Below are 18,122 nucleotides of genomic sequence, written 5' to 3'. Positions count from 1 at the left end.
AATATCGCGACCTCGTTGGTGACCGGGGCGGGGCCAGCCGCACCCCGGTCGGTGATCGCGGACGCTCCTCAGTGGCTACATGCCCGAGATGGCGGAGGGCATGGCCTGCTGAGCGAGGTCGCCAGGTGCAACGATCATGAGCCGGGTGTTGTCGCCCAGCCTCTCCAGGGCCACGAACTCGACCTCGGTCTCCTCGTGCTGGTGCGGCAGGTAGAGGCGGCGGCGGTCGCCGTCGGGGTGGGCGACGGTGGTGACGTCGTCGTCGAGGATTCGGCGGGCGACCGGATCGGCCTGCCTGATGTGGTCGCAGACCTGGCTGAGGCGCGCGTCGTCCGCGTTCGCTTTGTGCGCGAGGCGCAGTTGTGAGGCCATGGGCTTGGCCCAGGTCTCCTCCCAGTCGATGAGCTGCAGGCGCGCCTCGGGGAAGGTCAGCGCCCAGATCATGACGTTGATGCCGTGCATCATCCACGGGTAGTCGCGGGCCGCGGCCTCGTTGAAGACGCGTACGTCCCAGCTGTGGGTGTAGGTGTACGCGGGATATATCTGACTGTGGACGATGGCCGCGCCGACGGGGTCGATGGAGCTGGCGTCCGAGTGCGGGAGCGGTGGCGGTTCGCAGCCGTTGGCCTCCAGCCACAGGTGGGCGCGTTGCGCACTGTCCAGGCCGAGGACGCGCACGATCCTCTCCAGGAACTCGTCTCCGACATGATCGAGAACGCCGCGCTCCAGCTTTCCGTACCAGCCCTCGGTCACGCCTGTGAGTTCGGCCACGTCACGTTGGGTGAGGCCTGTGCGGCGGCGCGCGCCGTAGCGGGCAGTGAACCCGGGCACGGCGTGCGGGTCGCGTGATTCGCGCCAGGACTTGAGCATGCGGGTGATCGGAGGCAGGTTCCGCGACATGAAGGTGTAGAGCTCCCCTGAAGTAAAGAACAGGAAAAGTATTAGGAAACCCTAACGCAGCTTATACGTGTGTCCGACTTGAGGGGCCTGCCGGATAAGACGGGCATGTTCAGTGCCATTCCAGACATTCCGATACCTCGGGCGGGCGATAACCCGTACCCGCAGTGCCGGTTCTACGGATACCGGCACGCCTAGAACCGGCCTAACGGGATGGAATCCGGGCAATGTGTGGCCCCGCCGCCGGGGTCACCCTCCTCGACGGTCCTCTCGCCTCCGATCTCTGCCCCACCGGGCGACGAGCCGTGGGCGGACATTGCATCGACGACGATCCCAGAGGTGTCAGGCATGAGCGTCTTCATCACCGGCGGTAACCGAGGCATCGGCTACGCCATAGCCACCGAGCTTGCCGAGGCCGGCCACAACGTGACCGTCACCTACCGCTCCGGCGAGCCCCCCGCCCATGCCTACCTTCCGGGCCAGGAGCACACCGGGGGTCGCTTCCTTGCCGTGCGATGTGACGTGACCGACCCTGAGCAGGTCGACCTGGCGTTCAAGCAGTCCGAGGCCGAGCACGGCCCGGTCACCTGCCTCGTCTCCAATGCGGGGATCACCCGTGACGGGCTGCTCGCCCGCATGAGCGAGGACGACTTCACCGCCGTCCTCGATGCGAACCTGACCGCCGCCTACCGGGTCGCCAAGCGTGCCCTGCCGGGCATGCTGCGCGCCAAGGGCGGCCGGATGGTGTTCATTTCGTCGGCGACCGCGATGCACGGGGAGGCCGGGCAGACCAACTACGCCGCCTCCAAGGCCGGGCTGATCGGACTGGCGCGGTCCATCGCCCGCGAGTACGGCTCGCGCAGCATCACCGCGAACGTCGTCGCGCCGGGGCTGACCGCCACGGACATGGCCGCCGCCTTGCCGGAGGACCGCATCAAGGCACTGCTCGGGCAGATCCCGCTCGGCCGTCTCGGGCAGCCCGAGGAGATCGCGCGCACCGTGCGGTTCCTCATCGACGAGGGCTCCTACATCACCGGCGCGGTGATCCCGGTCGACGGCGGCGCGGGAATGGGGCACTAACAGGTGACCGTATCGAGGCAGCCCGCTAGGGGCTGCGGGGGAAGACGGAGGCGAGGCCGCGAGGCGGGACGGCGGCACTCCGTACAAGCTCGGAAAGGGGCAGCCGGTCTACGCACTGCCGGGACAAGGGGGCCGGGGTGATCGACGTCGACCGCATTCTGGCGCTGGCAGCGCAGCGTGCCCGGACAGGATCGGGCCGCGACCGCGATGCGGACCGCATGGCCGCGCTGGCCGGACTCGCAGGCAGGCGCGAGGCGTCAGCCCGACCTGTGGCATGGTCGGCGGCCCGGTGCACTGAGCACGGGTTGACAGGCCTTGGGGCGCCGGGCGGCGACAGGGCTGCGGCGCGGGTGTGCGGGGCGTGCCCGATCCGCAAGGAGTGCTTCGCCGTTCCCGTCGCGGGGGCGCCGCCGCAGGTGCGGGCCTGGCGCAAGCATGTGGACGAGCAGTTGTAGGTGATGCTGATGGGCGCCGGGATCCTCCCGGCACCCATCAGCGTTTCCGCATGCCAGAGCCCATTTAAGGACGTGGTCGAGGTCACGTTGGCGTGGGACACCGGGAGTGGACACCCCCTCTATGCATAGTAGAATTAACTCAAGAGATGAGGGAGAAAAGAAACCTCACCAGCACCACTTGGAGCCCGAAATGCAGCGCGTCCTCAAGATGAGCCAGGTCCACCGCAACCCGCGCCAGCCGCGCGAGTACTTCAGCGAGGACGCGCTGAACGAGCTGGCCGCGTCGATCGACAAGTACGGCCTCATGCAGAACATCGAGGTCCGCCCCGACAACGAGCAGGGCGGCTACGAGATCGTCTCCGGCGAGCGCCGCTTCCGCGCCCACCAGATCCTCGGCCGCACCAAGATCCGCGCCAACATCATCTCCGAGAAGAACGAACTCCAGCGGTTCAAGCGGTCCATGAGCGAGAACGTCACCCGCGAGGACATGACCCCGTTCGAGGAGGCCCACGGCTACCAGCGGATCCTCGACGAGGAGGAGGGCGCGACCATCGAGTCCGTGGCCGCCGACTTCGCGAAAACCACCACGTACGTGAAGCTGCGCCTCGCGCTGCTGGACCTGCGCATAGAGGTCCAGGAGCTCGTACAGGACGGGAAGATCGGCACGCAGGCGGCCGTGCAGATCGCCGCCCTCAACCTCGCCAACCAGGGCTCCGTCCTCAGCAAGTTCGTGCGCGGCGAGTTCGCCTCGGACAACGAGATCGTGCATTTCGCCTACGCGATGAAGCAGCAGCAGGACCAGGCCGTCCTCATGGTCGTCGAGGAGATGACCGAGGAGCAGCGCACCGAGCGCGCGGCCGCACAGAAGAAGACCCGCAGCACGCTCGACAAGATCGAGCAGGTGCGGGCGCTGCTCGACGAGATCGGCAAGACCGAGCCGCTGAAGCTCGCCGAGACTCTTGAGACGCAGGTCGGGGCCCGCCTGGAGCAGCTCGACCGGGTCGCCGAGTCGCTGACCAAGGCCCGCTTCCAGCTCAAGCAGGCCAAGGCGCACGCCGAGGCCCGCCAGTTGGTCACGGTCAACCCGGAGGCCGAGGCCGACCACAACGAAGAGTCTGACGTCGCCGACGAGCGCGAGGCTGTCGCGGCCTGACCGGCTCAGCTCCGGGGGTGCGGGCAACCGCGTCCGCACCCCGGCCGGCGCGGCCACAACTCCGCGCCGCCTTCTCCCCATTACCCCGTCACGGCACAGGAGCAGGTTCGTCATGCGCTACAGCGCGCCCCTCACCCCCGCCCAGGCCGAGCAGCTCGGCAAGGACGTCGGCATGATCGTCGCCTTCGCCGCGAAGGCCCTCAACCACATGCACGGCACGAACATCGACCGCCTCATGCGGACCTTCACCTCGTCCAACGCTCTGGAGGTCACCGCGGCCCGCTACTTGAAGGCCCTCGAGGACGGCCACACCCCGGGCGAGGCGGCAGGCCGGGCCGGGACCGCACTCATACGGGACTGGGCAGACGCCGTCCTCGAAGCCTCCGAGACCGCCCAGCCTCACAAGGAGAGCAAGTGACCACCCGCAGGGACTGGACCGTCATGGGCCGCGCCGACTTCGACGCAGCGGCCCCCAACGAGCTGCCCGTACAGGCGGGCCCCGCTCGGATCGCTGCCGTACCTGACCCGTTCGGCACCGCCGCCCTCTTCGGCGACACCATCCCTGATCCCGGCCCGCGCCGGTCCGGCCGCGAGCAGCCGGGCGACATCGACGGTCAAGAAGAACTGTTCTGACACCCGCACCCCTGCAAGGAGCAAGTCTGTGAGCACGAGCACCGAGACGCTGCTCAGCGATGTCCGAAGCGCCCTGCACCGCCGCCACATAAGGTCCTACTCGCCGGACAAGGACCGCCCGGGCTGGCGCGCGCAGCCCACGCTGCTGGACGACATTCCAGCCGTGATCCTGACCTGGCACGGCGCGACAGAACCCAACGCCCATACGCCAGAGCACAGCACCATCACCGCGGTCGCAGGCTGGCTCCTCCATCTCGAACGCCACCTGGAGCAGGAGTTCATCGTGGGACGGCTCTATGCGGAACACCCTGGTCGCCGGGCCGACCGCACGCTCGTCGCCCTCCTCGCCTTCCACTCCGGCAAGGGCAACGCCGCACCAGGCGAGCAGAACGCCTCCTGACCTCAACTCCCCTGCACAGTAAGAGCCTTCATGCCGATCTACCTGCCTGCGCCAGCACCGACACGACCCGCCGATGGCAAGGGATTCAACCGCCTCAGCCTGAACGCCCACATCTGGACGGGCGGCGCGCAGTGCGCCCTGATACCCACCTCGTACCCGACGCTCTTCGAGAGCTACGACACCCGCCGCGCCCGGTGGGGCGGCTTCGGACCCTGCGTTCAGCGCAAGCCGGACTGCGAGGCCTGCCCGGTGTTGACCGAACTGGACACCTCCACCGAGCAGATCACCTTCAACAGCCCACGTGTCCTGGTCCGTATCGACACGACCGTCAACCCGGACGCGTCGTTCAACGCCACGCCGGTCACCACGCTGTGGATGACCGACCAGCCAGAAGACCCGCAGTACCGCAGCAACGGACAGAAATGGACTTGGCGGCGCATCCTGCACGTCAAGGGCTGGGTGCTCGGCCGCCGACACCGGGACGAGCTCGGCGACGGGTTCTGGCTCCACCGCACCGCGCACGCGGCGGCGCCGCACGTCGAGGTCCGCACCAAGCCCCGCCAGACCTCCACTCGCCACGCCTTCTTCGTGAACGGCACGCGGGCGGCCCTGCTCACCTGCTACAGCCGATGCCGCCACGACGAGGCGCTGCTCAACTCGGTCGGTCACCACACCCCAGAGAACCCCGACGACGCGGTGGCACTGGGCTGGCCACAGCTTCACCTCCCACAGGACCACAGCCGTAGCCGGCACCTGCGGCTCCGGGTGAACAAGGGGGCGTGCAGTGTCACCTTGGCGGAGGGCGGCGAGGTCCTCGCTCGCCTGGAGTTCAGCGGATCGTCCTGGACGGCCAGGCAGGTCCAGAACGCGGCCGCAGCTCTGACCGCGCACACAGGGGACTGACATCGTGGCGACGTACACCCCGCCGCGGCCGTTCTTCCTGCCGGACGCGCATCTGCCGAACTCGGCTACCACGCCTTGGACATGCCGAGCCTGCAACAGCGCCTGGCCGTGCGGGACAGCCGAGCCGTACCTCACCGCAGGCCGTTGCCAGTGCGGTTCACCGATGTACTGGGAGAAGAGCAAGCCGCGCCGCTGGCACACCGGCCCCCGCTGCTACAGCCACGCCGACCAGATGGCCGCGCTCGCCGAAGAACTGCACCAGTACCACCATGCGCACCCGCACTACCCGCCGTCCCGTCCGGCCCCGCCGAGACGCAGGCGCCGCCAGCGCCCTCCGTTCGCGCACACACCGAGCGGGCCCGGAGACATCCGGCCGGGGACCTGGCTGTGGGTCAAACCCGGTGGTCTGCACCTGGCTTGGGGCGACATTCACCGTCTGGCGATGCTCACGCGTCTGGACCGGCCGTACTGCGAGGTGTGGCTGGACGACACCACAGTCCACCGCGTCAGACCGCACCTACTGATCCTGGAGCGCACGCCCGTCGTGAACGCGGCCCGCGCGGCAGGCGTCACCTCCCTGGTGTGCGGCAGCGGCCCTTCGCCGAGGCCGCTTCTCCCCCAGTGGCGATGGCTCGGCTGGACGCTCGCCGAGCACATAGAGCATCTCGCCGCCGATCCCGAGCCGCAGGAAGAGCCCGTGCAGGAGGGCCTGTTCGCCGCGGAGCACCTTGAGGGCGTGGCGGAGATCACTTGCGGGGAGTGGACACCCCTACCCTGGATAGTAGAATTAACTCAAGAGGTGAGGGGGTAACCGCACCGACCTAACCAGCAGAGGAGGAGCGGTTGTTCGCCACTCCGGCAATCATCGACGCGATCACCGTCACCGGCGCCCACGCCCCGGAATGCGGCGAATGCGAGGGCGGCGGCACCGTCACCTACCTGCACGGGCCGTACGAGCACATCCGCGAGTGCGACACCTGTCACGGGACCGGCCGGTACCTGCCCTGCCCCGCGTGCAGCGACGGCACCAGCCCCAGCACGGGCGACACCTGTCCCGTTTGCGAAGGCTTCGCCATCCTCGCCTGACAAAAAATAGGCCACTACCTAAATGGAGATTCAGTGATCCTCGGAGACTCGCTCACCGCGGAAGCCCTGGTCGCAAGCAGCAAGACCAGCGCGACCCTCAGCCCCAGTGGCGCGATCCGCCTCGCCATCACCTTGCACGACGGCACCATCCAGCACTTCGAGCACCCGCCCGTCGGCACCTGCGCGGACTGGCGGGTCGCCGAACTCGAAGCCCCCGGCTCGGGCTTCACCTTCGACGAACCGGTCACGGAACAGTGGGGTCACGCACTCACCCTCATCGCCCGCAACTCCCTTACCTGAACAGCCAGGAGGCCAGCATGGAAGACTTCGAGAAGCGCACCGGCGTGACGCTCGCCCGGCCGATCCCCAAGGGCATGCTCCGCCCCTTCGGTGAAGTGCGCGGACACGCCACCGACCCCATCAGCGGGCGGAGGCTCGTGATGGTGCAGTGGCCCGGCGCACCCAAACCCCTCCCGTACGAGCCCGACGAGCTCGCCATCGTCGACTGACCCAGAAATAGGTCAGTGCACATCTTCGTGTTAGGTTCTGAGTGATGTCAGGCCCTGGCACGGCCCGACCATCCACCCACACCTCCGGACGGGCAGCGACCCCCCGCGCCCCGCCCGCCCGGAACGGCTCGTCAGATACGAGCCACCCCTCCGGCCGGGACCCGCACCCCCCTGCGGGTCCCGGCCAACCCATGGAGCAACCAACATGCCTGCCCTGAACAACCACCACGACATGCGCCACACGAGCCACGACGACGCCCTCTACGAGGCGCTCGTCCTCGAGCGATACGGTCGCTCCCTGCAGGAGATCCTGTGGGAGGAAACGAAGCGCCCGCTGCCCGAACTCCTCAAGGAACGCCACCGCCGCCCCGCGCTGGCGGCCGCGCCCGCCGTGCGGCGCCAGCCGCGACCGGACCCGGACGCCGCCGCGCATCTCGCCGCCCTACTGGAGGCCGACGTCCCGCGCCGCAGGCGGGCCGCGTGACCGAGGAACAGTTCCGCCGGCATGTCCGCAAGATCGCAGCCCTCCGCGGCTGGACTCTCACGTACCACACCCACAACTCGCAGCGCAGCGACGCAGGATGGCCCGACGAGGTCTACGGACACCCCAAGGCCAAACGCATCATCTTCGCCGAGTTCAAGTCCGACACCGGACGCATCCGCCCCGCTCAGCGCGACTGGCTCAAGCACCTCGCCGCCTGCGGCCTCGAAGCCGCACTGTGGCGGCCCAAAGACCTCGACCACATCGTGAACGTCCTCGCCCCCGACGGCCCCCGCGCCCAACTACCCGACAGCTTCTGACAAAGGAAACAGACCCCGTGCACGACCATCCCAAGCAGCACTCCGCGATCCCTCCGATGCCCGGAGCCACGTGGTGCAACTCCTGCGACAGTTGGTTCAACCCCATCACCAACACCTGCCGCTGCAACAACCGCTGACCACCCCAGGGAACAACCGCCATGAATCACTCTGCTCGCGCGACCAACCACACGACGGCACCCTCCACGCCGCTCGGCCCGGACCGCGAGCAGAGCACCCCCACGCCAAGCACAGGCACCGAGCTGGTCCTCGCCGAAGTCGCCCGCCTAGCCAACGAGCTGTGCGAACACCTCTCCGACGCCCCGTGGCGCACAGCAGCCCGCATCCGGGAACTCGCCGAAGCGGCCCTGCCGACCGCCGGAGACCGCTGAATGCACGCCCGCTTCGAACCCCTGCCTGCCCCAACCCGCAGCCAGGAGGCGTACGACACCGCCCAGGCCCTCCGCGAACACCCGGACGAGTGGGCGCACATCGAGACCCTCGGCAACCTGAACCGGGCCACCAACCTCGCGTACCGCATCCGGACCGGCCGTCACAGCGCCTTCCGCCCGGCTGGCGCATTCGATGCCACCGCCCGCCTCGCCGACGACGGCACCGCCAGCGTCTACGCCTGCTACATCAGCACCACCCGGCAGTAACCGCTCGCCACGCAGCACCGCCTCCGGAGCCGACATCGTGAACACCGCCCTGCTCAATGAAGCAGACCTCGCCACAACCCGCGACACGTACGACAACTTCGCCGAACTCGCCGCCCACGAAACCGAAGGAGTCGCCTGGGCCCGAGAGCTACGCCCCGCCCCAGGCTCCGATCTAGCGCACATAGCCGTCCACGGCGGTGGCATCGAAGTCGGCACCACGGAGGCCGCGAACGCTGCCGCAGGAGACAGCCACAACTACTACTCGTTCCGCGGCAAGAAGAAGGCCTCCAGCAACCGAGATCTGCACGTCACCTCAAGCCACTTCGACGAACCTCGCTGCGTCGCCCTGCAGCACAGCATGGTGCGCACCGTGTCCTGGCACGGATTCCACAGCACCCAGAAGATCACCGAAGTCGGAGGGCTCGATGACCAGTTCAAGATGTGGGTGAAGCGATCACTTCAGCACGCGGGCTTCGCCGTCACCGATGCCGCCGTCGAGCGCGCAGGACGCAACCCGCAGAACATCTGCAACCGAAACCTCTCCGGGTACGGCGTCCAGTTGGAGCTGTCGACAGCTCAGCGTGCAGCCTTCTTCCGCAACGGCGACATGAGTGCCTCCAACAGGCAGCACACCACGGAGGAGTTCACCCACTACATCGAAGCCGTACAGCTCGCCTACCGGCGGCTTCGCGCCTGACCCGCCGCTGGCATCACACCGCACGCCTCAGGAGACATCCGGTGAGGACTCCGGTCAGGGGCTAGCAGCGGGAGAACGCCCGGGGATGTAGCCCTTCCACTCGGATCGTTCGATGATCCCGTCCCACTCGCTGCGCGGCGTAGCCGCAGGCGGAGGCACATCAGTGAACCCGGTTGCCCACAAAGCTCCGGCTGGGACGTCGAGGAGCGGCGCGAACGGCACCTGAAGCCCATTCGATTCGGTGGGCGGATCGCCGTGCCACCCCCACACCTCCTTGAAGAGGCTCCCCCCGAAGCTCACCCTGGAGCCACGTGCCGCCGCACTCGCACCCATGGTCTCGAAGTCCACCCACGGGACCACGATGTACGGCCACGTCTTGCCGGATGTGACAGGACCCCACACTTCGATCGCGGCGTGAGACGTGCGTGTCACGGCCACCACCAGATCACTGATCGTCTGCGATGCCGGTGCAGTTTCCCCCAGTTCGGTGAGCTCTACCTCGAACTCCAGCCATTCCTCCGGATGCCCGTCCGCAACCTCGATTGCGTGCTGCTCGGAGACGCGCTGTAGAGAATCAGGCTCGGTCGCCAGTGCGGTCTTCATGTCGTCCAGCACGAGAGGACCGCGGTCGATCAGATGAAGACGGCTATCCAGCGGGGTCAGGCGGATCGTCTCTCCATCGAAGTTCACGAGTGCAGCTCCTCCATGGGTGTCGGGTCTCTTGGATATGCCCACACCCGCAGTCTCGCAAGGCCCTCATGTCGACTCAGCTGAATCCGCCCACGTTCCCGGCCACTTCACGCGACCGCACGCGCGATCTCGCTCTGGGGAACCATGGTCGCGTGCAGTACGTTTGCTCAGGTGAGTCCCCGCAGCATCCCCCGTCTGCGGGGACTCACCACTCTGGTACGGAAATTCGGTGCACATCGTCACGTGCCCGCCTATCCTGAGCTGCAACGCGTCGACGGAGACAAGTACCCGCAGGACCCGCGAGCCAAGAGAGCTGCCGGAGCTGGGAAGGCGGTCTCGCACCCTACGGGGAAGACCCTCCCGAGCGCGGGGAGGAACGGCCTCGTCTAGGTCCAATGCCCCGCCGGCTGACCCTCGTGACCAGGTCCGAACGAGGCCGTCGCTTCGGTGACGACGAAGGCGTGGTGGCACCGCGAGTCCCCTTCTCGCCCACGCCCCCAAGGGATCATGACGACGCCCCTGGGAGGGCCCGAGATGATCCACGCAACTACCCGTGTATTGGTCTCCGACCTGCGAGAACACATCGGCGAGACCGTTTCCGTCTGCGGCTGGGTGAACGCCCTGCGGCTGCAGCGCAAGATGCAGTTCGTCATCGTCCGCGACCACACCGGAATGGTGCAGGCCACCCACAAGCGCGGCGGCGAAAGCGACACCATCGAAGCCGCCCTGGAGGGCTTGACCACCGAGTCCGCGGTCAGGATCACCGGCCGCGTGGTCGACAACCCGATCGTCAACCTCGGCAGCCTGGAGCTCGTACCCGAGCAGGTCGAGGTCCTGAACCGGGCCGAGACACCGCTGCCGATCGACGAACGCTCCGGCCTGGAGCACCGCCTCGACTGGCGGTTCCTCGACGTGCGGATGCGTCCGCAGGCGCAGCTGCTGTTCACCGTGCAGACCACCCTCGAACAAGGCATGCGCGAGTACGCCTATGCGCAGGGCTGCACCGAAATGCACACCCCCAAGCTCATGGGCACAGCGAGCGAGTCCGGGGCCGAGGTGTTCGAGCTCGGCTACTTCGATCGCCCCGCGTTCCTGGCGCAGTCCCCGCAGTTCTACAAGCAGATGGCAATTGCTGCCGGCATCGACAGGGTTTTCGAGATCGGCCCCGTCTTCCGTGCCGAGCCATCGTTCACATCTCGGCATGCGACGGAGTTCACCGGCGTCGACGTCGAGCTAGCTTGGATCAGCGACGTTGAAGACGTCATGGCCTTCGAGGAGCAGATGCTCGCGCACGCCATCGCCGAGGTCGCCGACGTTCACGGTGAGGCGATCCGCGAGACCTTCGGCGTCGACGTCACAGTCCCCACAACGCCGTTCCCGCGGGTGGCCATGGCCGAAGCCCAAGAGATCCTGCGGGCAGGCGGCTGGGACCCGGAGGACACGAAGGAGGACTTGGACCCGGAGGGCGAGCGCGCTATCGCCGCGCACTTCCAGGAGCAGAGCGGGCACGAGTGGCTGTTCGTCACCCACTACCCGACGAGCATCCGGCCCTTCTACCACATGCGCCCCGAGCACAACCCGGGGCTCACACTGAGCTTCGACCTGCTCTGGAAGGGCCTGGAGGTCACCACCGGCGCTCAGCGTGAGCACCGGCACGACGTGCTGCTGAAGCAAGCCGCCGAGAAGGGCATGAGTATCGAACCGCTGGGCGACTACCTGAACGCTTTCCGGTTCGGATGCCCACCACACGGTGGGCTCGGTATGGGCTTGGGACGAGTGCTGATGGTCATGCTCGGCCTTGAGTCGATCCGGGAAGCGACCTTCCTCTTCCGCGGACCCAACCGCCTCGCGCCATGAGGCATGGGCTCATTCCACCGGCGCAGTGGCAAGCAGAGCGGCCCGAGCTTGCGGCTGGCACAGCAGATTTCGCCGCTGCGGCGATCGAATCCCACTAGATCCCTGAAGAAGCGGCGCCGATCAGGGTACGTATGGTGACCGCAAGCAGCTGTGTGGGTTGGGGGCATTGTGGGAGCTGAGCAGCAGCGACGATCTCGGATCCTGGCGTACTGGCGTGCGGTGGAGCTGTTCAGTCCACAGAAGATCCCCTCGGTGTCGGCACGCGAGCGGGTGTACGCCGTGGCGGAAGACGGGCCGCTGCCCTGGGAGGACAGCCACCCGCTGCGGTCGGTACCGCTGGAGCCGGGATTCGTGTGGCAGCACATCGTGTACGGCGGTACGTACGCACTGCGGACAGTGCGCGACGTGCTCCTGCAGGTCTTCGGCGAGAACGAGCAAGACCACGATGGGCGGCTGGACGGCGAGAGCGCGCTGTTCGCGTTGACCGTCAACGACGAGGGGCGTCTGCTTCTCGATTCTCCGGTGCTATCTACCTGTGCTTGGGCCACAGGCCGGACGTTGCATCCGGGGCCCACCCGGCCAGGATGGCTGGACGGGTTCGACGAGGAAGAAGCGGCATGGCTCGCCCGAGTCGCCGACCTCGGCGAGGAGATCGCTGACGAGCTGCCCGACTTCGACACAGCTGGCTCCGCTACCGAGGACGACAACGACGAGGACGACGACAAGGTCGGCTTATACCGACTGTCCGCGAAGGATCTGCTGGGCTTCGTGCACGATCTCTCCCAGGCCTGGAACGTGACGGACGGTCTACAGCCGGAGGAGATTCGAGTCCGGAGCGTGGCGGTGCGGCAGAAGCAGGCCGATGACGCCGACCAGCAGGACTTCCTCAACAGCTTCTACGTGGCCGACCTCGGCCTGGTCTCACGCGCCGTGCAGACGCGGGAGCCCGGGGCGGGACTGACCGCCTACCTGACGCCGGGAACGCAGGTGAACGCCGCGTGGCGCATCGACCTACGAGAGCAGCCCCAAGCAGCCTTGGACGCGGTAGCGCCCGGGCGCACCCCGATGGGTCGTTGGCCGGCGAACCCGAAGCATCCTTTGGCTCTCAGCCAGCAGTTCGCGGTGAACACTGCCTGGAGTGAACTGGCCGAATCAAGTGGACTGTTCGCCGTCAACGGTCCGCCCGGCACAGGTAAAACGACAATGCTCCGCGACTGCTTCGCCGCTGTGATCGTGGAGCGTGCTCAACGTCTTGCGTCGCTGCGCATGCCCTCCATGGCATTCGTCGACAAGGAACCGTACCGGTGGCAGAGCGGCGACTACACGCGCACGCTCACCGCGTTGAAGCCCGAGTTCACGGGTTTCGAGATGGTGGTCGCCTCGGCCAACAACGGGGCCGTGGAGAACATCTCCACCGAGATCCCGGCACGCGCGGCCCTCGACGACTTGTGGAGCGAGGACGCCGACTACTTCGCCGAACAAGCAACCCGCCTCCTCAAGGGCGCGCCAGCCTGGGGCGCAGTCGCGGCCAGACTGGGAAACAAGAAGAACCGGATGGAGTTCATCAACCGGTTCTGGCACGGCAAGTACAAGATGGACGACGAGCAGGCGCCACCGCCGCCGAACGGCCGTCGGCCGCGCAATCGGGATGCCTGGATCGAAAGCGAACAGGGCATCGCACACCTTCTGCGTGAATGGAGTCGGCATCCGCACAGCGGTGTGTGGCGGGAAGCCAAGGACCGATTCCGTCAGGCTTATGCCTGGGTAGAGCAGTTGCAGGCCAAGCGTGTGGCCGCCGCGGCGGCCCTTGGACAACTGTCCTCCGCAGGCGCCGCCTTGCGGGCAGCCGAGCAGGCTGTCGCGGACAGCGACACCCGTGTACATCAAGCTCGCGCGCAGGTAGCGAGCGAGAGTGCCGTACTGCAGCACGCTGAGACGGCTCTCCACGAGACACAACAAGTGCTCGATGCCCATGCTCGCCGGCGTCCCGGGTTCGTCGTGAGTATCAGCACGCTGGGCCGTGCGGCACGAGAGTGGCATCAGCGTGACCAAGAACTCGCTGGCCATGTGGACGCGGCTCGCAGCGTTCGTGACGCCGCAGCAGCATCGCTTTTCAGGGCCCAGCAGGCAGCGGCTCAGGCCGAGCACACTCTGGGCGCCTGCCGTCAGCAGCAGGCTTCGGCCGCTGCGCGCGTTCAGGCACTGGAGGAGACCGTCGCCCAGGCCCACGCGGATTGGGGCAACCACGTCCCACAGGAGGCGTGGCTTCACGACGACACCACCCGCGAACTTGCTGCGCCTTGGGGCGACGAAGAGATCGCCCAGGCCCGCGCAGAGCTGTTCCTCGCAGCGATGGGGCTCCACGAGGCGTTCCTGAGGTGCACAGCCCGCACCATGTACGCCAACCTCATGGCGGCCATGGACGCCGTGGCCGGCGCGATCCCCAAGACCGTCTCCGCGGAGCATGTGAAAGCGGCATGGCAGAGCCTGTTCCTCCTCGTCCCCGTCGTCTCCACCACCTTCGCTTCCCTGGACAGGGTCTTTGGCCGCCTCGGGTCGGAGGCGCTGGGCTGGTTGTTCATCGACGAAGCCGGTCAGGCCACCGGGCAGATGGCCGTCGGCGGCATGTGGCGGGCTTCCCGCACGGTCGTCGTGGGGGATCCGCTGCAGCTCGAGCCAGTCGTGGTCTTGCCCTGGACCGCGCAGCGGGCCCTGGGCGACGAGCTGGGCGTCGACGCGGAATGGGCCCCCAGCCGCACCTCGGTCCAGCAACTCGCCGACCGCACCAACCGCTACGGCACCCTGCTGCCCGCCGAACTCCCCGACGGCTCCCAAGAGGTGTGGGTCGGTAGCCCGCTGCGCGTCCACCGGCGCTGCGACAACCCCATGTTCGCCATCAGCAACGCCATCGCCTACGACAACCTCATGGTCTACGGAACTCCCGACCGCGGCGACTACCGCTACCGCCCCCGCAGCTGCTGGGTAAACGTGGAAGCCACCGAAGCAGACGGACACTGGATTCCCGAAGAAGGCCGCGCGCTGCGCCGCGTCTTGGAGAAGCTACGGGACGACGGCAGTGTCGACCTCGCCCAAGACGTCTACGTCATCAGCCCGTTCCGGGCTGTGGTGCGAGGCGCAGAGCGTGCCTGCCGTGGCTTGCTCCCCGATTCCCGTGTCGGCACCATCCACACCACCCAGGGCAAGGAAGCCGACGTAGTGATCCTTGTGCTCGGCAGCGACCCGCGCCGTCCTGGTGCCCGCTCTTGGGCTGCCTCCCGCCCCAACCTCCTCAACGTCGCCGTGAGCCGGGCCAAGCGCCGCCTGTTCATCATCGGCAACCTGGATGCCTGGCGCGACCAGCGGTTCTTCTCCACTCTCGCTGACGAGGTGCCTGCGCACACTTGGCAGCCGTGAGGTGAAGCTGGGCAGCAGCCAGCAGGCGTCCCTGACCGCAACGTGCGCGAGTCACATCACGCGCAGATCATGAAGAAGCTTGGGAGAACCTGTTCCTCGTGCTCCCGAGCAGTGTCGTTGGCCGCAGTCACTCGCAGCTCATACCTCCAGAGTCGGCTACCGGGCGCATACTCCCGTAGGCGTCGCCGTGAGTGACGACTGCGACCGGCCCTGGTTCGCCAGCCAGGTCGGTCAAGCACGCGAGGACCCGGTCGCCGGCCTGCGTGAGGAATCCCCGGACCTGGGAACGTAATCCCGGTCTTGGACCGTTGCAGCCCAGTTGGCGAGGAACTCCTCGAGTGGTTCTTCATCGCTGCAGTTCATCCGCTCCCGCAGCCGGGTATCCTCCCGGACCGCGAGTCCGCACGCGGCCGCGATGAACTCTGCCGTCTCGCGGGCTCGCCTCAGAGGGCTGCTGATCAGGGCGCCAATCCCGACGTCCTGCAGATGCTTCGCTGTTCGGGCCGCCTGCTGACGTCCGGGGATGGTCAAGCCCGGATCGCCGAGTTGTCGTTCCTTCTCCGCGTGCTGCACCAGGTAGAAGATGGTCATAGCGGAGCGTGGCGCACGGCTCGCAGCGGGCGCCACTGGAATATGGCCGGCTCAACTCCTGGTCAGCCAGTGAGGATTCGACGGATTCTCACGAGCCGAACGGGACGCGGGCGAGGACCAGGCCACGCACTTCGGCGGCCTTCCCTTCGGTGATGAGTCGCTTGCAAACGGTGTGGAATGTGGCGCCTGTTGTGAAGACGTCGTCAACGAGCAGGATGCGTTTGCCCTCCACGCTCCTGTGGAACCTCAGTGCCTTGGCGTGCTCCTCTGCGGCGTGCAGTTTGTCCGCCCACTGAGCACCGCCGCTGGCCGACTTCTTCGTCTCGTATTTTTTGGTCGCCACGGGCCTGTCGGGGGCGGCGATGGGCCACCGGTCCAGTGTGTCTTCCGTGTAGGCGGACTCCATAATCTTTTCGATGTGTTGGAGCGGTACCCGGTCAGGTGCTGTGGGGTTTCCGACGATGAGGTCGATGTCTGCGACCTGTCTGCGGTTTTCCTCAAGCCATCCGACGATGAGCCGTCCGAAGACCTTGCTCCAGCCCTTGCGGCCGTCGTACTTGAACCTCTTGATCGGTTGTTCCAGAGGATGAGTGAACAGGGCAAGGGCATCGACTCGGGTGAAGCAACGCTTCTCCGGGCTCCAGCGGCAGATCTTGTTCCGGCATATGGCGTCCGGGGCATCCAAGCTCTGGCTGCAGACCACGCAGTGATGCTCTGCCAGAGGGCGCATGGTTGCCGCGGCGCATTCCGCGCACACGGCGGGAGTTCCGTTAATGCGGTAGGCGCATCGGCTGCAGTTGGGGAACCCCAGTGGCCGGGGCAGGCCAGAGGTTCCCGTCACAGGCCCTCCAGCGCGAGTTGGAGCCGCTGTTGGCCGGCTTGTTGGACTCGCGCTGCGCTGCCGAGGCGGGAGAGAACATCGTCGAGTTCGACGACTTCCACCGCTCGCCCTTCGGTGACCATCTTCGCGGCCCACGGCTCACTGGTGGCCAGGGAACGGATGAGGAAGACGTGCTTGCCGTGCTCGGCCGCGAGACGCGCCTGCATCTTGGCGCCGGAGGTGGAGGACGCCTCGATGACGATGCTGCCGATCGTGCATCCGGACATGACGACGTTCCGGCGTGGAAACGTCCAAGTCGCCGGTCCGGAGGTGGGCCAGAACTGGGACAGGAGCGCGCCGCCCTGGTCGAGGATGCGTGCGGCCAACTGCTTGTTCTGGGCTGGGTAGACCTTCGCAGCAATGCCGGTGCCCATCACCGCCACGGTGCGGCCACCGGCTTCCAACGTTGCCGTGTGCGCGGCAGTGTCGATGCCGTTGGCCAGACCGCTGAACACCACAACGTCGTTTTCCACCAGACCGGCTGCCATGCGAGCGGCACGACGTACTCCGTCTGCGCTCGCATTGCGGGTGCCGACGACGGCAGCGGACCGGGCATCCCGCTCGTCGAGATCACCGAGGTAGAACAAGAACGGTGGCAAGTTGGGGATCAGCCGCAGGTTGGCCGGATACTCCGGATCAAGCACAGTCACCAGGCGAGCGCCGGCCTGAGAGGCAGCCTCAAGTTCGGTGGCGACCCGGCTCCGGGCATCGTCGAGCTCCGGGAGCGCCTTCCGCAAGATGGTCACGCTCTTGCTGGCAATATCAGAGTCTTCAGGGATGTCGCCGCCGAGGAGCACGTGGAGTGCCTCAGGCGACTGGCACGTCCTGGCCAGCAGGTGCCAGTCGACGGACCTGTTGTCCGTTCTCAGTGCGCAAAGGGCCAGCAGGTCCAGTTGCAGGGGCGTCGTTGTGATCATGTCCTCGGGGGTCCTTCTACTCGCGGTCCAAGGTGTTCGAAGGGTGGTGCTGCTGTGCTGTGGACCGCTTCCATCATGACCTATACGCGCGGAGGCGTATAGGTAGACAAACTGTCGCAAGATCGGCGCTTGCGGGCCCCTTCATTCGAGGTTGATGTCAGTCGACTATCAGGCGCTGTTCGGACACTGCCGCTCATCACGGTCCGCATCAGTTGGGACTCGCCCTTCCCGCCCCTGCCTCAGTTCAGCGACCGCTTGGCGGATCGAGTCGACGGCCTGGATCCAGGCCACGACGAGAAATCTTCATATTGCGCGCGAGCCGACGCACGCGATCAGAGGCGAGACTCAGCAGCCCGATACATGACAAGATCCAAAGCCATCATCGTGTCCACGGTCCGGCAGCCCTCTATGGTCACGTCCGCCGAAGTGGTGTATTGACGGCCACTCGGTGATCTCGGTTTTGAGGCTATGCGGTGAGTTCGGTGGGCAGGGCGGGTTCGTCG

23 protein-coding genes are annotated in these 18,122 nt (G+C 67.0%); 18 read left to right on the top strand and 5 right to left on the bottom strand.

All coding sequences use genetic code 11. The features are described from left to right. Window positions 1–75 precede the first annotated feature (75 nt). Window positions 76–900 (bottom strand): helix-turn-helix domain-containing protein, encoded by an 825-nt coding sequence (locus tag PH203_RS19075; protein ID WP_289921346.1) that lies wholly within the window; start codon window positions 898–900, stop codon window positions 76–78. Window positions 901–1,245: 345 nt separating this feature from the next. Here PH203_RS19075 and fabG point away from each other — a divergent pair, with 345 nt between their 5' ends. The 16 genes from fabG to PH203_RS18995 all read left to right on the top strand — a co-directional run bounded on the left by fabG (window position 1,246) and on the right by PH203_RS18995 (window position 9,270). Further along, entirely contained in the window at window positions 1,246–1,977 is a 732-nt protein-coding gene (gene fabG / locus PH203_RS19070; protein ID WP_289921345.1) for a 3-oxoacyl-ACP reductase FabG, read from the top strand. Between the two features lie 137 nt (window positions 1,978–2,114). Continuing rightward, window positions 2,115–2,432 (top strand): hypothetical protein, encoded by a 318-nt coding sequence (locus tag PH203_RS19065; protein ID WP_289921344.1) that lies wholly within the window; start codon window positions 2,115–2,117, stop codon window positions 2,430–2,432. Between the two features lie 190 nt (window positions 2,433–2,622). Beyond that, window positions 2,623–3,585: a ParB/RepB/Spo0J family partition protein gene (locus tag PH203_RS19060; RefSeq protein WP_289921343.1), complete on the top strand. Its 963-nt coding sequence runs from the start codon at window positions 2,623–2,625 to the stop codon at window positions 3,583–3,585. A gap of 112 nt (window positions 3,586–3,697) precedes the next feature. Beyond that, a complete protein-coding gene (locus PH203_RS19055) occupies window positions 3,698–4,003 on the top strand; it encodes a hypothetical protein (RefSeq protein WP_289921342.1) in 306 nt (101 codons plus the stop codon). Then, window positions 4,000–4,218 carry a hypothetical protein gene (locus PH203_RS19050; RefSeq protein WP_289921341.1) on the top strand — a complete coding sequence of 73 codons (219 nt, stop codon included), beginning with the start codon at window positions 4,000–4,002 and terminating at the stop codon, window positions 4,216–4,218. Before PH203_RS19055 ends, PH203_RS19050 begins: the two co-directional genes overlap by 4 nt. A gap of 28 nt (window positions 4,219–4,246) precedes the next feature. Continuing rightward, window positions 4,247–4,618: a hypothetical protein gene (locus tag PH203_RS19045; RefSeq protein WP_289921339.1), complete on the top strand. Its 372-nt coding sequence runs from the start codon at window positions 4,247–4,249 to the stop codon at window positions 4,616–4,618. Between the two features lie 30 nt (window positions 4,619–4,648). Beyond that, window positions 4,649–5,521 carry a hypothetical protein gene (locus PH203_RS19040; protein ID WP_289921338.1) on the top strand — a complete coding sequence of 291 codons (873 nt, stop codon included), beginning with the start codon at window positions 4,649–4,651 and terminating at the stop codon, window positions 5,519–5,521. A gap of 163 nt (window positions 5,522–5,684) precedes the next feature. Beyond that, window positions 5,685–6,332, top strand: a complete 648-nt coding sequence (locus PH203_RS19035; protein ID WP_289921337.1) for a hypothetical protein — start codon at window positions 5,685–5,687, stop codon at window positions 6,330–6,332. A 32-nt stretch (window positions 6,333–6,364) separates the two neighbouring features. Further along, window positions 6,365–6,607: a hypothetical protein gene (locus tag PH203_RS19030; protein ID WP_289921336.1), complete on the top strand. Its 243-nt coding sequence runs from the start codon at window positions 6,365–6,367 to the stop codon at window positions 6,605–6,607. 33 nt (window positions 6,608–6,640) lie between these two features. Beyond that, the gene (locus PH203_RS19025) at window positions 6,641–6,907 is read left to right on the top strand and encodes a hypothetical protein (RefSeq protein ID WP_289921334.1); all 267 of its coding nucleotides are present in this window, start codon (window positions 6,641–6,643) and stop codon (window positions 6,905–6,907) included. A 17-nt stretch (window positions 6,908–6,924) separates the two neighbouring features. After that, window positions 6,925–7,116 carry a hypothetical protein gene (locus tag PH203_RS19020; RefSeq protein WP_289921332.1) on the top strand — a complete coding sequence of 64 codons (192 nt, stop codon included), beginning with the start codon at window positions 6,925–6,927 and terminating at the stop codon, window positions 7,114–7,116. Window positions 7,117–7,321: 205 nt separating this feature from the next. Continuing rightward, complete coding sequence (locus tag PH203_RS19015) at window positions 7,322–7,600, top strand: hypothetical protein (protein ID WP_289921331.1); 279 nt, start codon at window positions 7,322–7,324, stop codon at window positions 7,598–7,600. After that, the gene (locus PH203_RS19010; RefSeq protein WP_289921330.1) at window positions 7,597–7,917 is read left to right on the top strand and encodes a VRR-NUC domain-containing protein; all 321 of its coding nucleotides are present in this window, start codon (window positions 7,597–7,599) and stop codon (window positions 7,915–7,917) included. Before PH203_RS19015 ends, PH203_RS19010 begins: the two co-directional genes overlap by 4 nt. Before the next feature lie 158 nt (window positions 7,918–8,075). Further along, entirely contained in the window at window positions 8,076–8,306 is a 231-nt protein-coding gene (locus tag PH203_RS19005) for a hypothetical protein (RefSeq protein ID WP_289921328.1), read from the top strand. Beyond that, window positions 8,307–8,573: a hypothetical protein gene (locus PH203_RS19000; RefSeq protein WP_289921327.1), complete on the top strand. Its 267-nt coding sequence runs from the start codon at window positions 8,307–8,309 to the stop codon at window positions 8,571–8,573. Between the two features lie 37 nt (window positions 8,574–8,610). Further along, a complete protein-coding gene (locus tag PH203_RS18995) occupies window positions 8,611–9,270 on the top strand; it encodes a poly-gamma-glutamate hydrolase family protein (RefSeq protein WP_289921326.1) in 660 nt (219 codons plus the stop codon). Between the two features lie 54 nt (window positions 9,271–9,324). Here PH203_RS18995 and PH203_RS18990 read toward each other — a convergent pair whose 3' ends face one another. After that, window positions 9,325–9,960 (bottom strand): hypothetical protein, encoded by a 636-nt coding sequence (locus tag PH203_RS18990; RefSeq protein WP_289921325.1) that lies wholly within the window; start codon window positions 9,958–9,960, stop codon window positions 9,325–9,327. Between the two features lie 534 nt (window positions 9,961–10,494). Between PH203_RS18990 and aspS the strand changes: the two genes are divergently transcribed. Beyond that, window positions 10,495–11,817 (top strand): aspartate--tRNA(Asn) ligase, encoded by a 1,323-nt coding sequence (gene aspS / locus PH203_RS18985; protein WP_289921870.1) that lies wholly within the window; start codon window positions 10,495–10,497, stop codon window positions 11,815–11,817. 219 nt (window positions 11,818–12,036) lie between these two features. Then, window positions 12,037–15,231, top strand: coding sequence for an AAA domain-containing protein (locus tag PH203_RS18980; RefSeq protein WP_289921324.1), 3,195 nt, complete (start codon window positions 12,037–12,039; stop codon window positions 15,229–15,231). Between the two features lie 231 nt (window positions 15,232–15,462). Here PH203_RS18980 and PH203_RS18975 read toward each other — a convergent pair whose 3' ends face one another. The 3 genes from PH203_RS18975 to PH203_RS18965 form a co-directional block, all read right to left on the bottom strand. Beyond that, window positions 15,463–15,822, bottom strand: coding sequence for a histidine phosphatase family protein (locus tag PH203_RS18975; RefSeq protein WP_289921322.1), 360 nt, complete (start codon window positions 15,820–15,822; stop codon window positions 15,463–15,465). Between the two features lie 88 nt (window positions 15,823–15,910). Beyond that, window positions 15,911–16,525: a phosphoribosyltransferase family protein gene (locus PH203_RS18970; protein WP_289921321.1), complete on the bottom strand. Its 615-nt coding sequence runs from the start codon at window positions 16,523–16,525 to the stop codon at window positions 15,911–15,913. 134 nt (window positions 16,526–16,659) lie between these two features. After that, window positions 16,660–17,619, bottom strand: a complete 960-nt coding sequence (locus PH203_RS18965; protein WP_289921319.1) for a DNA-processing protein DprA — start codon at window positions 17,617–17,619, stop codon at window positions 16,660–16,662. Between the last annotated feature and the right edge of the window lie 503 nt (window positions 17,620–18,122).

The organism is Streptomyces sp. S.PB5 (assembly GCF_030403745.1).
In the GTDB taxonomy this organism is placed as follows: domain Bacteria; phylum Actinomycetota; class Actinomycetes; order Streptomycetales; family Streptomycetaceae; genus Streptomyces.
Note: the sequence above shows the minus strand (reverse complement) of the source record. Positions and strands in the feature narration are given on the sequence as shown.

Bases quoted from the DNA above. Each gene is read 5' to 3' on its own strand.
- PH203_RS19075 (WP_289921346.1), bottom strand. From the start codon at position 900: ATGTCGCGGAACCTGCCTCCGATCACCCGCATGCTCAAGTCCTGGCGC.
- fabG (WP_289921345.1), top strand. From the start codon at position 1,246: ATGAGCGTCTTCATCACCGGCGGTAACCGAGGCATCGGCTACGCCATA.
- PH203_RS19060 (WP_289921343.1), top strand. From the start codon at position 2,623: ATGCAGCGCGTCCTCAAGATGAGCCAGGTCCACCGCAACCCGCGCCAG.
- PH203_RS19055 (WP_289921342.1), top strand. From the start codon at position 3,698: ATGCGCTACAGCGCGCCCCTCACCCCCGCCCAGGCCGAGCAGCTCGGC.
- PH203_RS19040 (WP_289921338.1), top strand. From the start codon at position 4,649: ATGCCGATCTACCTGCCTGCGCCAGCACCGACACGACCCGCCGATGGC.
- PH203_RS19035 (WP_289921337.1), top strand. From the start codon at position 5,685: ATGTACTGGGAGAAGAGCAAGCCGCGCCGCTGGCACACCGGCCCCCGC.
- PH203_RS19020 (WP_289921332.1), top strand. From the start codon at position 6,925: ATGGAAGACTTCGAGAAGCGCACCGGCGTGACGCTCGCCCGGCCGATC.
- PH203_RS19015 (WP_289921331.1), top strand. From the start codon at position 7,322: ATGCCTGCCCTGAACAACCACCACGACATGCGCCACACGAGCCACGAC.
- PH203_RS19005 (WP_289921328.1), top strand. From the start codon at position 8,076: ATGAATCACTCTGCTCGCGCGACCAACCACACGACGGCACCCTCCACG.
- PH203_RS19000 (WP_289921327.1), top strand. From the start codon at position 8,307: ATGCACGCCCGCTTCGAACCCCTGCCTGCCCCAACCCGCAGCCAGGAG.
- aspS (WP_289921870.1), top strand. From the start codon at position 10,495: ATGATCCACGCAACTACCCGTGTATTGGTCTCCGACCTGCGAGAACAC.
- PH203_RS18975 (WP_289921322.1), bottom strand. From the start codon at position 15,822: ATGACCATCTTCTACCTGGTGCAGCACGCGGAGAAGGAACGACAACTC.
- PH203_RS18965 (WP_289921319.1), bottom strand. From the start codon at position 17,619: ATGATCACAACGACGCCCCTGCAACTGGACCTGCTGGCCCTTTGCGCA.